Raw genomic sequence first — 13,237 nt, forward strand, 5'->3', positions numbered from 1 at the left:
TCAGTCCGGCAGCACCAGCCGGCAGGTGTCGCCCGGCTGGAGACGCACCTCGCGGTCCGGCAGCCGGACGTCGATCGGCAGCGGTCCGGCCGCGGGCACGGCAATCTCCAGCCGGCCGTGCTCCAGCCGGAACCGCACGCCCCAGTGGCCCTGGTAGCGCACGGAGAACCCGTACGACGACAGCTCCGGCAGCGGCACCGGGTCCAGCCACAGGGCGCCCGCCCGGGTCTCCAGGCCGGTCAGGCCGCGCTGGACGAGGTCGAGGGTGCCCGCCATGGCGCCGAGGTGGATGCCCTCGCCGGTGGTGCCGCCCTGGAGGTCGGCGACGTCGCCCTTGAGCGCCTCCTGGAAGTAGTCCCAGGCCTCGGCGCGGCGGGCGCGGGCCAGGATCCAGCCGTGGACGAGTCCGCTGAGGGTGGACCCGTGGCTGGTGCGGGCGAGGTAGTGGTCGACGGTGCGCTGCCAGGTCCGCTCGTCGAGCGTGTAGCCCAGGCGCCGGAACAGCGACCGGAGTTCGGCCGGGGAGAACAGGTAGCCGAGCATGAGGACGTCGGCCTGTTTGGAGGCCTGGTAGTTGTTGACGCTGTCGTTCTCGGCCTCCAGGACGCGGTCGAGGCGCCGGATGTCGCCGTACCGCTCGCGGTAGCCCTCCCAGTCCAGTTCGGCGAGGTCGCCGTACCCCTCGAACTGGCTGACGACGCCCTCGTGGAAGGGGACGTGCAGGGTGCGGGAGACGCTGTCCCACTGCTCCAGTTCCGCGTCGTCCAGCGCGGTGCGCTCGACGAGTTCACGGCGCCGGGGTTCGGGCAGGTCGTCCAGGACGTGGAGGGTGCGGGCGAGGACCCAGGCGGCGGTGACGTTGGTGTAGGCGTTGTCGTCCAGGCCCGGCCGGTCGGCGCCGGGGTAGGCCTCGTGGTACTCGTCGGGGCCGACCACGCCCCGGATGCGGTGCCGCCCGAGCCGCTCGTCCCAGGTGGCGGAGTCGGCCCAGAAGCGCGCGATTTGCAGCAGCATCTCGGCGCCCTTGGTGTGCAGGAACTCGGCGTCGCCGCTGGCCTCGCAGTACTGCCACACGTTGTACGCGATGGCGGAGCCGACGTGGTGCTGAAGGTGGGAGTGGTCGGGCAGCCAGCGGCCCGAGCGCGGGTTGAGGTGCAGTTGCTGGGTCTCCTCGCGACCGTCGCTGCCGCTCTGCCACGGGTAGAGCGCGCCGCGTCTGCCGATCGCGCGGGCCGCGGTCCGCGCCTTCTCCAGGCGGCGGTGCCGGTAGTGCAGCAGGGCGCGGGAGACCTCCGGGAAGTGCAGGTTCAGGTACGGCAGGACGAACAGCTCGTCCCAGAAGACATGGCCGCGGTAGGCCTCTCCGTGCAGTCCGCGCGCCGGTACGCCCACGTCGAGGTCGGCGGTGTGCGGGGAGAGCGTCTGGAGCACGTGGAAGAGGTGCAGGCGCAGGATGCTGCCCGCCTCGCCGGGGACGTCCAGTTCGGCGCGGCGCCACAACTGGCCCCAGGCGGTGCGGTGACCGACCAGCAGCTCGTCGAAGCCGGGGGCCTGGGCCACCCGGTCGACGGCGGCCTGGAGCGGGTCGCTGATCGCCGGGTCGCGCGAGGTGTGCAGGGCGACGACCTTGTCGACGGTGGCGGTGCGGCCCGGTTCGGCGCGCAGGGCGGCCCGCTGGGTGACGCACAGGTGCTCGCGGGCAGCGGTGACCGGCGCGCCCGCGGTGGTGCGGGCGGCCATGCCGATCCGGATGTCCGAGGTGCGGGTCCGGCAGCGCAGCCACACCGTGTCGTCGGCGGCGCTGTCGGTGTGCACGTGGGTGAGGTGGTGTCCGTCGAGGTCCCGGTAGCGCGGCACCCCGGAGTTGATGACACCGCCGTCGAGGGCCGCCTCCACCTCCAGGTCCACCGGGCCGCCCTCGGCGGTGAACTCCGTGCGCAGGGCGGCGAGGTGGGGATCGGCCATGTGCACCAGGCGCAGCTGGCGCACGGACAGCACACGCTCCCCGTCGAGCCCGAAGCGGGTGAGGCGCTCCAGGACGCCCGAGTCCAGGTGCACGGTCTGGCGGTGGTCGAGCACCTCGGCGGTGTCCGGTGTGAGCCAGTCCCCGCCGGCGGGCCTGAAGCGCAGCGGCAGCCAGTTGGGGAGGTTGACCATGTCCTCGTTCTCGACCTCGCGCCCGGAGACGGCGGACGTGAGGCGGTTGTAGCAGCCGGCCACGTAGGTGCCCGGGTAGTGCACGTCGTCCGCCGCGCACTCGGGCAGCGCGCCGCGGGTGGCGAAGTAGCCGTTGCCGAGGGTGCACAGGGACTCGCGCAGCCGCTCCTCGGCGGCGTCGTAGTGGTCGTAGTCCCAGGTCGACGGGGTCGCGGTCACCGCGGTGCCTCCCAGGTCCAGTCGGCGACCTCGGGCAGGTCCACGCCGTGCTCGCGGATCCAGTCGTGGTGCCGCAGCCGGGCGTCCTCCATCCGCTGCCGTACGGCGGCGGCGCGGACGGCGAGGCCGGGCACGCGGTCGATGACGTCCATGACCAGGCGGTAGCGGTCCATGTCGTTGCCCACCACCATGTCGAACGGGGTGGTGGTGGTCCCGATCTCCTTGTAGCCGCGCACGTGCAGATGGGCGTGGCCGGTGCGCCGGTAGGCGAGCCGGTGGATCAGCCAGGGGTAGCCGTGGTAGGCGAAGATCACCGGTTTGCCGGCGGTGAACAGTCCGTCGTACTCGAAGTCGCTCATGCCGTGCGGGTGTTCCCCGCTGGGCAGCAGGCGGGCGATGTCCACGACGTTGACCACGCGCACGGCGAGTTCCGGCAGGTGGTGGCGGATCAGCTGGGCGGCGGCCAGGATCTCCTGGGTCGGCACGTCCCCCGCGCAGGCGAGCACCACGTCGGGTTCGCGGGTGCCGTCCTCGGTGCCCGCCCAGTCCCAGATGCCGGCGCCGCGTGCGCAGTGCGCCTTGGCCTGCTCCATGGTCAGCCAGTCGAAGCAGGGCTGTTTGCCGGCGACGATCACGTTGACGTAGTCGCGGCTGCGCAGGGCGTGGTCGGCGACGGAGAGCAGGGTGTTGGCGTCCGGCGGGAAGTAGACCCGCACGGCCTCGGGGCTCTTGTTGAGGATGTGGTCGACGAAGCCGGGGTCCTGGTGCGAGAAGCCGTTGTGGTCCTGGCGCCAGACGTGGGAGGTGAGCAGGTAGTTGAGGGAGGCGATGGGCGCGCGCCACGGCAGGCGGCGGGTCACCCGGAGCCACTTGATGTGCTGGTTGACCATCGAGTCGACGATGTGGACGAAGGCCTCGTAGCAGGAGAACAGTCCGTGCCGGCCGGTGAGGAGGTAGCCCTCCAGCCAGCCCTGGCAGGTGTGTTCGGACAGGATCTCCATCACGCGGCCGTGCCGGTCCAGGTCCTCGTCGACGGGCAGTGTCCGCTCCTGCCAGGCCTTGCCGCTGGCGGCGTAGACGGCCTGGAGGCGGTTGGAGGCGGTCTCGTCGGGGCCGACGAGGCGGAAGTCGCGCCGGTCGGTGGTGGCGTCCATGACGTCCCGGAGCAGGTCGCCGAGGACGCGGGTGGGCTCGTGCGTGCTCGCGCCGGGTGTCTCGACGGGCACCGCGTACTTCTCCAGTGCGGGCACGGGCAGTTCGCGCAGCAGGAGGCCGCCGTTGGCGAAAGGAGTGGCGCCGAGGCGGCGCGGCCCTTCGGGGACGGCGGCGAGAACGGCGGGCCGCGGCGCTCCGGAGTCGTCGAACAGTTCCTCGGGGCGGTAGGAGCGCAGCCACCGCTCCAGCTGCGCGAGGTGCTCGGGATTGGTCCGTACGGCGGACAGGGGCACCTGGTGGGCGCGCCAGGTGCCCTCCACGGGCAGTCCGTCGACCTCGGCGGGGCCGGTCCAGCCCTTGGGGGTGCGCAGGACGATCACGGGCCAGCGGGGGCGTCCGGTGGCGCCCTCCTCGCGGGCGGCGCGCTGGATCGCGGCGATGCGGTCGAGGGCGGTGTCCATGGCGCGGGCCGTCGCGCGGTGGACGGCGGCCGGGTCGTCGCCGGTGACGTGGATCGGGTCGTGGCCGTAGCCGCGCAGGAGTTCGTCCAGCTCTTCCTCGGGGAGGCGGGCGAGCACCGTCGGGTTGGCGATCTTGTAGCCGTTGAGGTGCAGGATCGGCAGGACGGCGCCGTCGTGCACCGGGTCGAGGAACTTGTTGGAGTGCCAGGACGTCGCCAGCGGGCCGGTCTCCGCCTCGCCGTCGCCGATCACGCAGGCGACCACCAGATCGGGGTGGTCGAAGGCGGCGCCGTAGGCGTGCGAGAGCGCGTAGCCCAGCTCGCCGCCCTCGTGGATGGAGCCCGGCGTCTCGGGCGCGACGTGGCTCGGTACGCCGCCGGGGAAGGAGAACTGCTTGAACAGCCGGGCCATGCCGGCCGCGTCCCGGGTGATGTCCGGGTAGGTCTCGGTGTACGAGCCCTCCAGCCACGCGTTGGCCAGGACGGCGGGCCCGCCGTGGCCGGGTCCCCAGACGCACAGGGCGTCGAGGTCGCGGGCCTTGATCACCCGGTTGAGGTGGGTGTGGACCAGGTTGAGGCCGGGTGAGGTGCCCCAGTGGCCGAGCAGGCGCGGCTTGACGTGCTCGGGGCGCAGGGGTTCGGCCAGCAGGGGGTTGGCCATCAGGTAGATCTGGCCGACGGAGAGGTAGTTCGCGGCGCGCCAGTGGGCGTCCAGGTGGGCGAGCTCCTCGTCGGTGGGCTCGGTGGGCGCCTGCTGCGTGTCGACGGACATCGGTGGTCCTTCCGTGTCGGGACAGCCGGTCGGGGCGCGCGGGGCACGGGGTGCCCGTGCACATCCCAACCCCGCGCCGACCGGGCGGGTACCCGAGAGGGCCGTTCGGGTCACGTGGTGTTCCGAACGGGTCACGGAGCGCCGGTGCCGCGGGGCGGCGGGCGCCGGTGCCGCGGGGCGGCGGGCGCCGGTGCCGCGGGGCGGCGGGCGCCGGTGCCGCGGGGCGGCGGGCGCCGGTGCCGCGGGGCGGCGGGCGCCGGTGCCGCGGGGCGGCGGGCGCCGTGCGCGACGAGAACAGCACGGCCGCCACCGGCGCCGACCCCGGTGCCGACCGTGCTGGTGCTGCGGGTACCCCAACTTCGGCGGCGCACACCGGAGTTGCCGATCCGCTGCCGCACGGCTCCCGCACGGCTGCCGGACGGTGCCCCGGCGGGCCCGCGGCACCGCGAGCACGGAGCCCGATAATACCCCCCTGGGTATATCTGTTACGGTGGCCGAAGAGATACCCCGGGGGGTAATTTCGGAAGGAGAGCGTGTCGTGTTCTTTGTCGACGTCCTGGAGACCCGGTCACTGGGCAACCGCGGCTACCTGGCGGGCGGGCCGCGCACGGCCGTGGTCGTGGACCCGCCGCGGGACATCGACCGCGTCATCGCCGCGGCCGCCCGGCGCGGGGTGCGGATCAGCGCCGTCGTCGAGACCCACGTGCACAACGACTACGTCACCGGCGGCCTGGAGCTGGCCCGCCTCACCGGCGCGCGCTACCTGGTGCCGGCCGGGGCGGAGGTGGCGTACGCGCGCGTGGCGGTGGCCGACGGCGACGTGGAGCCGGTCGACGCGGGGCTGGAGCTGCGCGCGGTGGCCACACCGGGCCACACCCCGCACCACACCTCCTACGTGCTCCAGGAGGCCGGGCGGGCCGTGGCCGCCTTCACCGGCGGTTCGCTGCTGATCGGCACCGTGGGCCGGCCGGACCTCGTGGAGCCCCGGCTGACCGAGGAGCTGGCCCGCGCGCAGCACGCCTCCGCGCACCGTCTCGCGGACCAGCTCGAGGACGGGGTGAGCGTGCTGCCCACGCACGGCTTCGGCAGCTTCTGCTCCGCCACCTCCTTGGGCGGCGAGCGGAGCACCATCGGCGCCGAGCGGGCCGCGAACCCGGCGCTCGTCCAGGACGTGGGGACCTTCGTGCGGGAACTGCTGGCGGGGCTGGACGACGTGCCCGCCTACTACGCCCACATGGCGCCGGTGAACAGCGAGGGGCCCGCTCCCCTGGACCTGACCGAGCCCCGGCGCGCGGACGCGGAGGAGATAGCCCGGCGCCTGGCGGCCGGCGAGTGGGTCGTGGACCTGCGTTCCCGGGTGGCCTTCGCCGCCGGGCACGTCGCCGGGTCGGTCAACTTCGAGGCCGACGGACAGCTCGCGACGTATCTGGCCTGGATGATCCCGTGGGGCAGGCCGGTGACGCTGCTCGCGCACAGCGCCGACGACCTGGCCCGCGCCCAGCGCGAGCTGGCCCGGGTGGGCATCGACCGCCCGGCCGCGGCGGCGGTGGGCTCCCCGGCCGACTGGGTCGCACAGGGGGCCCGGCCGGCCTCGTTCCGGCGTGCCACGTTCGCGGAGCTGGCCGCGGCCCGGCGGGACGACGCGGACGTGGTGGTCGTGGACGTGCGCCGAGACGCCGAACGCGCCCACGGATGGGTCCGGGGCAGTGTGCACCTGCCGGTCCACGAGATCCACCGTCGCCTCGACGAGGTGCCGGTGGGCACCGTGTGGGTGCACTGCGCGGGCGGGATGCGTGCGGCCGTCGCGGCGTCCGTGCTGGACGCCGCGGGCCGCGAGGTGGTCGCGGTCGACGACGGTTTCGCCGCGGCCGCCGCGGCCGGGCTCCCGGTCGTGACCTCCCCGGACGCCACCCTCGCATGACGCCGCTGATCCTGGCCCTGCTCGCGGGTGCCGCGGCCGGTGTGTCCCTGGGCGCGCTGGGGGCGGGCGGCAGCATCCTCACCGTGCCCGCGCTCGTCTACCTGCTCGGCTTCACCCCGGCGGCGGCGACCACCGCGAGCCTCGTCGTGGTGGTCGTCACATCGGTCACCGCGCTGGTCGGGCACGCGCGGGCGGGAGGCGTGCGGTGGCGGGCCGGGCTGCTGTGCGCGGCGGCGGGCCTGCTGCCCGCCGCCGGGGCGGGCGCCCTGTCCGCGCGGGTCCCGGCGGCGGTGCTGACGCTCCTGTTCGCGGCCGTGGCCGCCCTGGCCGGACTGCACATGCTGCGCCGGCGCACCCCGCGCGGCAACGGCACCGTGTCGGGGGTCCGGGCGGTCGGGGCCGGGGCCGGGCTCGGCGCGGTGACCGGGTTCCTCGGGGTCGGCGGCGGCTTCCTCGCGGTACCGGCGCTGGTCACGGTCCTCGCGGTGCCGATGAGCGCGGCGGTGGGCACGAGTCTGCTGGTCGTCGGGTCGAACGCGCTGGTGGCCCTCGCGGGCCGGGCGTACACGGCCGTACACCTGGACCTCACCCTGCTCCTGCCGTTCCTGGCCGCCGCCGTCCTCGGCGCGTGGGACGGCAGGCGGCTGGCCGCGAAGGTCTCCGCCGGGACACTGCGGCGCGTCTTCGGTGCCGTGCTGCTCGCCGTGGCCGTGGCGATGGGCGCGACGGCGGTGCTGTGACCCGGCGGGCGGCCCGGTGCGCGCCGGGGCGGGGACGCGTCAGGCCGGGAGGACGCGTCAGGCCAGGGAGAGGAAGAGCTTCTCCAGCCGGGCCCGCATCTGCGCCGAGTCCCGCACCTCGGGGTCGTCACTGGTCATGCACTGTTGCAGTCCCGTGGCGATGATCGAGAACCCGGCCCGGTCCAGGGCGCGGGAGACGGCGGCGAGCTGGGTGACCACGTCCTCGCAGTCGCGGCCCTCCTCGATCATCCGGATGACTCCCGCAAGCTGGCCCTGGGCGCGCCGCAGCCGGTTCAGCGCCGACTTCAGTTCGTCGGCCGACATGTCCAGTTCCACGCTTCTCCCTCTCCTCCACCCGATACCTCACCGATACCCACATACCCCCGCGGGTATCCTATCGCGCGGGGGGACGAACTACGAGAAAGGTCTCGCTCCGTGAACACCCCCGCAGCAACCGCCACCGCACTGACCACCGGCCAGGCGGCGGCCCGCCTGGCCGAGTTCACCGTCGTCGACGTCCGCTCTCCCGGCGAGTACACCGGCGGCCACCTGCCCGGCGCGCACAACGTCCCGCTGGAGCGGCTCGACGAGGCCGCCGACGCCCTGGCGGCGGCCGCCGCGCGCGGGCCACTGCTGCTCGTGTGCGCCTCCGGGAACCGGTCCGCCAAGGGCTGCGCGCGGCTGGCGGCGCGGAACGTGGCGGCGACCACGCTCGACGGCGGCACGAACGCCTGGGCAGCCGCCGGTCACCCCGTCGAGCGTCCGGCCGGGGCACGCACGCCGTGGCCCATGGACCGGCAGGTGCGCCTGGCGGCCGGAACGCTCGTCGCCGCCGGTTTCGTGGCCGGCCGCTTCCGGCGCCCCGCGCACTGGCTGTCCGGCGCGGTAGGCGCGGGACTGGTCTTCTCCGCGGTGACCAACACCTGCGGCATGGCCGCGGCACTGGCCCGGCTGCCCCACAACCGGCCCACCGGGGACGCCCCTTCCTTCGAGGAGACGCTGGCCCGGCTGGCCGCCTGAGCCGCACCGACGACGGCGGGCGCCGATCCCTTCCGGGGTCGGCGCCCGCCAATTTTGCATGTCGTGCATCTTTGCATACCATGCAACTTATGTCGGAGAAGGGTGCCGCGGGGGGCGGTCTGCGGGAGCGGAAGAAGCGGGCCACACGTGCCGCTCTGGCCGAGGCCGCCGTACGGCTCGCCGCCGAACACGGGGCGGAGAAGGTCACCGTCGAGGCGATCAGCGCCGCGGCCGGGGTGTCCGTGCGTACCTTCTTCAACTACTTCGAGAGCCGCGACGACGCCTTCGTGGTCATCGACGCGGACGCGGGCGCACGCATGCGGCGTGCCGTCCTGGACGCACCGGCCGATCTCTCCCCGCTGGCAGCCCTGCGCGAGGCCATGGCGGCGGAGCTGGCCGAGGCGGAACAGCAGCACGAGTTGTGGCGGCTGCACGCCCAGGTCCTGCACGCCTCGCCGCACCTCCTGGCGCGCGGCGTCGGGGCCCATATGGCGGCCGAGGCGGACCTGGCCGACGCCATCGCCGTGCGCCTGCGCGGGGACGGCGGCACGGGCGGAACCGGGCCCGGGCTCTACCCGCGGCTGCTGGCCGCGGTGGCGGGCGCCGCGGTGCGCACCAGCATGGACCACTGGTCCGCCCACCAGGAGGAAGCCGCCTTCCTCGACGTCTTCCACGAGGTGTTCACCCTCCTCGCCGCCGGTCTCCCGGCACCCTCCGCGTAGCCTCCGCGCCGGGCTCGCGCCCCTTCAGGACCCACCACACGAAAGAGATGCCGTGACCGCTACCCAGGCGCCCGCCGACGCGCCTCCCACCTCGATGACCCACCGGCAGATACTCCAGGCCATGTCGGGCCTGATGGCCGGCATGTTCGTCGCGATCCTGGCCGGCACCGTCGTGGCCAACGCGCTGCCCACGATCATCGCCGACCTGGGCGCCAGCCAGTCGTCGTACACCTGGGTCGTCACCTCCGAGCTGCTGGCGATGACCGCGACGGTGCCCCTGTGGGGCAAGCTGTCCGACCTCTTCAACAAGAAGCTGCTGCTCCAGCTGTCGCTCGGCATGTTCGTCGTCGGCTCGCTGCTGGCCGGCTTCTCGCACGGCGTCGGCCTGCTGATCTTCAGCCGGGTGGTGCAGGGCATCGGCGCGGGCGGTCTGACCGCGCTCGCGCAGGTCGTGATGGCCTCCGTCATCCCGCCGCGCCAGCTGGGCAAGTACGCCGGCATCTTCGGTGCCGTCTTCGCCGTGGGCACCGTGGCCGGACCGCTGGTCGGCGGTGTCCTGGTGGACACCTCGTGGCTGGGCTGGCGCTGGTGCTTCTTCATCGGCGTGCCGTTCGCGCTGCTCGCCATCGCCCTGCTCCAGCGCACCCTGCGCCTGCCCACCGTCAAGCGCAAGGTGCGCATCGACTGGCTCGGCGCCTTCCTGATCGTCGCCGGTGTCTGCGCCCTGCTCATCTGGGTGTCGCTGGCCGGCAACGAGTTCGACTGGGCGTCCTGGCAGACCGGTGCCCTGACGGGCGGCGGCGTGCTGCTGCTGGTCGCGGCGGTGTTCGTCGAGTCCCGCACGCCCGAGCCGGTCATCCCGCTCGGCATCTTCAAGAACCGCACGGTCACCCTGACCACCGTCGCCAGCCTCCTGGTCGGTGTCGCCATGTTCGGCGGGACGGTCTTCCTCTCGCAGTACTTCCAGATCTCCCTGGGCAAGTCGCCGACCGTCGCGGGTCTGATGAGCCTGCCGATGATCCTCGGCCTGCTGGTGTCGTCCACCGTCGCCGGACAGGTGATCAGCCGGACCGGCAAGTGGAAGCGGTACCTGGTGGCGGGCGCGCTGATCATGGCCGTCGGCCTCGCGCTGCTGGCCACGATCGACGCGAAGACCAACTTCGGCCTGCTCAGCCTCTACATGGCGATCCTGGGTGTCGGCGTCGGCATGCTGATGCAGAACCTGGTGCTGGCCGCGCAGAACGACGTGCCCGCCGCCGACCTGGGCGCCGCGACCTCGGTGCTGTCGTTCTTCCGCAGCATGGGCGGCACCATCGGCGTCAGCGTCCTCGGCGCGATCCTCGCCAACCGGGTCGCCGGCGAGACGGCCAAGGGGCTCCGCGACGCGGGCGTCACCGTCCCCGGCGGTGGCGGCGGTTCGGGCGAGGGCAGCGTCCCGGACATGTCCACGCTGCCCGGCCCGATGCGGACGATCATCGAGCACGCCTACGCCGTCGCCACGGCCGACCTGTTCCTGATCGCCACGCCGTTCGCGGTGCTCGCGCTGGTCGCCGTCGTCTTCATCAAGGAGAAGCCGCTGAAGACCACCAGCGGCATGGAGCGCCTGGCCGAGGAGTCCGGCGAGGGCGGTGCCGCGCCGGCCGACAAGGACGCGGCGCCCGTCGCCTGAGTCACCCGGCGAGAAGACAGCGGGGCCGCCCGTCCGATCAGGACAGGCGGCCCCGCTGCCGTGTGCGGCGGCGTACCTGGGTCAGCCGCGGGCCATGGCGATCGAACCGGCCAGCCGCTCCCCCGCCTCGTAGATCATGTACGGGACGCCGTGGTCGGTGCCGAAGGACGGGGAGGCCGCGCGGCCGTTCTCGGGCGCGGAGCCGCGGGAGTCGTAGAAGACGCCGAGGTGCCTGCGGAGCGAGAAGTCGTTGCCGACCTCGGTGATCATCAGGTCGCCGCCGCTCTCCTTGTCCTTGTTGTAGACGACGTACGTGCTGTTGTTCCGGTGCAGCAGGTGCGGGCCGCCGACGTTGACCGCGCCGACATCGCTGTGACGCACCAGGGGCTCCTGGGCGAAGGTCCAGGTGCGCCCGTCGGCGGACCAGCCCCAGCCGATGTCGCGGTGGTTGGTGGTGTTGTTGACCATGAAGACCATGACGTAGTGCGCGCCGCGCGAGGGCAGTTCGTGCGGGAAGACCCGCGCGTAGGAGGTCTCGGTGGTGCCGGACGGCAGCATCGAGGTGGTCAGCACGACCTTGTCGTACGTGAAGTGGATGCCGTCGGAGGAGCGGGCGAGCCTGGTGGTGGTGTTCTCGCCGTGGAAGTACAGCCACATCTCCTTGTTCCCGGCGTGCCACATCACGTGCGGCGAGGAGACGTGGCTGACGGAGTAGTGCGGCGACCACGTGTGGGAGACGATCGGGTTGTCCGGGTACTCCGTGAAGGGGCCCTCCAGGGAGTCGCCGTACGCCAGGCAGATGCCGCCGGGGGCGTCGTGCGGGGCGTAGTAGAGGTAGTAGCGGCCCAGCCGGCCGCTCGCGGGCAGCCGGTCGTAGACGCCCCGGACGGTCGGGAAGATGATCTCGCCGGTGGGGTTGTAGGCCAACTTGGACGGCGTCAGCAGGGTGCGGACGTAGGTGTAGTCGGGGAAGCCGCCGGGTGCGGCGGAGGCGGTGGGCGCGGCGGTGGCGCCCAGGGCGAGGGCGGCGCCGGTGGCGGCCGTGCCCTTCAGGAACAGACGGCGGTCGAGGTGCGGCTCGTGCATGTCGACTCCTGGGAGAGGCTGGGTGAGGGGAGGTCAGAGGTACAGGGCGGCGGTGACGCACATGCCGCCGAGGGCGACCAGCCACACGTAGGGCAGGGTGCGGACCATGACCTGCTGCGGACTGACGCCCGCGTACTGCGCGGCCCACACGGTCTGCGTGCTGGTCGGGTCGGCGACGCCGAAGACCTGGTTGTACGAGGTGGCCATGCCGAGGACGGCGACGGCCGGGTAGATGCCGGTGGCGATGAGGACGCCCGCGATGCCCGCGCCGAGCCCGAACACGTTGAGCGGGCCGCGGTACAGGCACAGCGGCACCAGCACGGTGAAGACGATGACGAACAGCACCGGGTTCTGCGGGCTGACCGCCTTCATCAGCGGCTCCAGCGCGTCCACCGCGCCGGGGAGTTTGACGGCCGCGAGCAGGATGCCGATCGCCACGAACAGCGCGAGCGGCGGCGCGGCCACCTCGAAGCCGCCGTACAGGGTGCGCAGCAGCCGCTTGTTCATCTCGCCGGGCCGGGTGGTAGTGACCAGCGCGTAGAGCACACCGGCCAGCATCGAGGGGATGATGGCCACGTCCAGGCCGAGGGCCAGGACCAGCGGGATCACCGGGGCGAGCAGCGCGTACCAGGGTGCGTCGCCGAGGCGTTCGCGGCGCGGGGCCGGGCGCGCGGAGACCGACTTGAGCGACCAGGCGTGCTCGGTGCCGCGGCGCCGGTTCTCGATGACGACGTAGGCGACGGCGGCGACCAGGGCGAACGGGAAGAGCTTCACCATGAAGCCGCGGACGGTGTCGACCGGCAGGTCGAGCGCGGTGGAGAAGAACTGCCAGACCGGCAGTTCGAAGGGGACCCCGACCGCGATGCCCATCAGGACCGTGCCCGCGGCGGTCACCTTGGGCACGCCGACGGCGACCATCGCGGGGATGCCGATGATGCCGGCCAGCATCGCGGCCGGCGCGGAGCCGGTGACGGTGCCGACGAGCGCGGAGACGGCGAGGACACCGAGGGCGACGACGGTGGGCCGGTCGCCGCCGAACTCGACGATCTTGCGGACGAGGGTGCCGGCGATGCCGGTCTCGTCGAGCAGCTTGCCGAGCCAGGAGCCGAGGATGATGGCGACCATCGTCGCCGCGAGCGCCGGGGCGCCCTCCTGGAGCACCGTGTCCAGGACGCTGTTCTTGCCCGTCAGGGGCGCGCCGGAGAGGAAGGCGATGACCACGGCCAGCAGCACCAGCGCGAAGGCGGTGGGCAGCTTGCGGGTGAGCATCGCGGCGACGCCGGCCGCCATGACGAGGAGGATGACGACACCCATGG

General features: G+C 73.2%; 10 protein-coding genes. 5 read left to right on the forward strand and 5 right to left on the reverse strand.

What is annotated here, in order from left to right; all coding sequences use genetic code 11:
- Window positions 1-2,376: a glycoside hydrolase family 65 protein gene (locus B9W62_RS02285; protein WP_087804660.1), complete on the reverse strand. Its 2,376-nt coding sequence runs from the start codon at window positions 2,374-2,376 to the stop codon at window positions 1-3.
- Window positions 2,373-4,763 (reverse strand): phosphoketolase family protein, encoded by a 2,391-nt coding sequence (locus B9W62_RS02290; RefSeq protein WP_087804662.1) that lies wholly within the window; start codon window positions 4,761-4,763, stop codon window positions 2,373-2,375. The genes B9W62_RS02285 and B9W62_RS02290 overlap by 4 nt, the downstream gene beginning before the upstream one ends.
- Before the next feature lie 538 nt (window positions 4,764-5,301).
- Here B9W62_RS02290 and B9W62_RS02295 point away from each other — a divergent pair.
- Together B9W62_RS02295 and B9W62_RS02300 are read left to right on the forward strand one after the other, a co-directional pair.
- Window positions 5,302-6,684: an MBL fold metallo-hydrolase gene (locus tag B9W62_RS02295; protein ID WP_087804664.1), complete on the forward strand. Its 1,383-nt coding sequence runs from the start codon at window positions 5,302-5,304 to the stop codon at window positions 6,682-6,684.
- Window positions 6,681-7,424, forward strand: a complete 744-nt coding sequence (locus B9W62_RS02300; protein ID WP_087804666.1) for a sulfite exporter TauE/SafE family protein — start codon at window positions 6,681-6,683, stop codon at window positions 7,422-7,424. Before B9W62_RS02295 ends, B9W62_RS02300 begins: the two co-directional genes overlap by 4 nt.
- A gap of 57 nt (window positions 7,425-7,481) precedes the next feature.
- Here B9W62_RS02300 and B9W62_RS02305 read toward each other — a convergent pair whose 3' ends face one another.
- Complete coding sequence (locus tag B9W62_RS02305) at window positions 7,482-7,760, reverse strand: metal-sensitive transcriptional regulator (RefSeq protein ID WP_003978241.1); 279 nt, start codon at window positions 7,758-7,760, stop codon at window positions 7,482-7,484.
- Window positions 7,761-7,859: 99 nt separating this feature from the next.
- On the opposite strand from B9W62_RS02305, the gene B9W62_RS02310 reads away from it, so the two are divergent.
- The 3 genes from B9W62_RS02310 to B9W62_RS02320 all read left to right on the forward strand — a co-directional run bounded on the left by B9W62_RS02310 (window position 7,860) and on the right by B9W62_RS02320 (window position 10,835).
- On the forward strand, window positions 7,860-8,444 hold the full coding sequence (locus B9W62_RS02310) for a rhodanese-like domain-containing protein (RefSeq protein WP_087804669.1): 585 nt from the start codon (window positions 7,860-7,862) through the stop codon (window positions 8,442-8,444).
- Window positions 8,445-8,524: 80 nt separating this feature from the next.
- On the forward strand, window positions 8,525-9,166 hold the full coding sequence (locus tag B9W62_RS02315; protein WP_087804671.1) for a TetR/AcrR family transcriptional regulator: 642 nt from the start codon (window positions 8,525-8,527) through the stop codon (window positions 9,164-9,166).
- A 94-nt stretch (window positions 9,167-9,260) separates the two neighbouring features.
- On the forward strand, window positions 9,261-10,835 hold the full coding sequence (locus B9W62_RS02320; RefSeq protein WP_256976746.1) for an MDR family MFS transporter: 1,575 nt from the start codon (window positions 9,261-9,263) through the stop codon (window positions 10,833-10,835).
- A gap of 81 nt (window positions 10,836-10,916) precedes the next feature.
- Here the strand turns inward: B9W62_RS02320 and B9W62_RS02325 are convergent, their stop codons facing one another.
- The gene (locus B9W62_RS02325; protein WP_087804675.1) at window positions 10,917-11,921 is read right to left on the reverse strand and encodes a twin-arginine translocation signal domain-containing protein; all 1,005 of its coding nucleotides are present in this window, start codon (window positions 11,919-11,921) and stop codon (window positions 10,917-10,919) included.
- 33 nt (window positions 11,922-11,954) lie between these two features.
- Window positions 11,955-13,235 carry a TRAP transporter large permease subunit gene (locus B9W62_RS02330; protein ID WP_003978237.1) on the reverse strand — a complete coding sequence of 427 codons (1,281 nt, stop codon included), beginning with the start codon at window positions 13,233-13,235 and terminating at the stop codon, window positions 11,955-11,957.
- Between the last annotated feature and the right edge of the window lie 2 nt (window positions 13,236-13,237).

This window comes from Streptomyces sp. CS113 (assembly GCF_002188365.1).
Taxonomy (GTDB): domain Bacteria; phylum Actinomycetota; class Actinomycetes; order Streptomycetales; family Streptomycetaceae; genus Streptomyces; species Streptomyces tendae.

Excerpts from the sequence above, each read along its gene's own strand:
- B9W62_RS02330 (WP_003978237.1), bottom strand. The coding sequence starts at position 13,235 with ATGGGTGTCGTCATCCTCCTCGTCATGGCGGCCGGCGTCGCCGCGATG.
- B9W62_RS02315 (WP_087804671.1), top strand. The coding sequence starts at position 8,525 with ATGCAACTTATGTCGGAGAAGGGTGCCGCGGGGGGCGGTCTGCGGGAG.
- B9W62_RS02320 (WP_256976746.1), top strand. The coding sequence starts at position 9,261 with ATGACCCACCGGCAGATACTCCAGGCCATGTCGGGCCTGATGGCCGGC.
- B9W62_RS02300 (WP_087804666.1), top strand. The coding sequence starts at position 6,681 with ATGACGCCGCTGATCCTGGCCCTGCTCGCGGGTGCCGCGGCCGGTGTG.
- B9W62_RS02290 (WP_087804662.1), bottom strand. The coding sequence starts at position 4,763 with ATGTCCGTCGACACGCAGCAGGCGCCCACCGAGCCCACCGACGAGGAG.
- B9W62_RS02325 (WP_087804675.1), bottom strand. The coding sequence starts at position 11,921 with ATGCACGAGCCGCACCTCGACCGCCGTCTGTTCCTGAAGGGCACGGCC.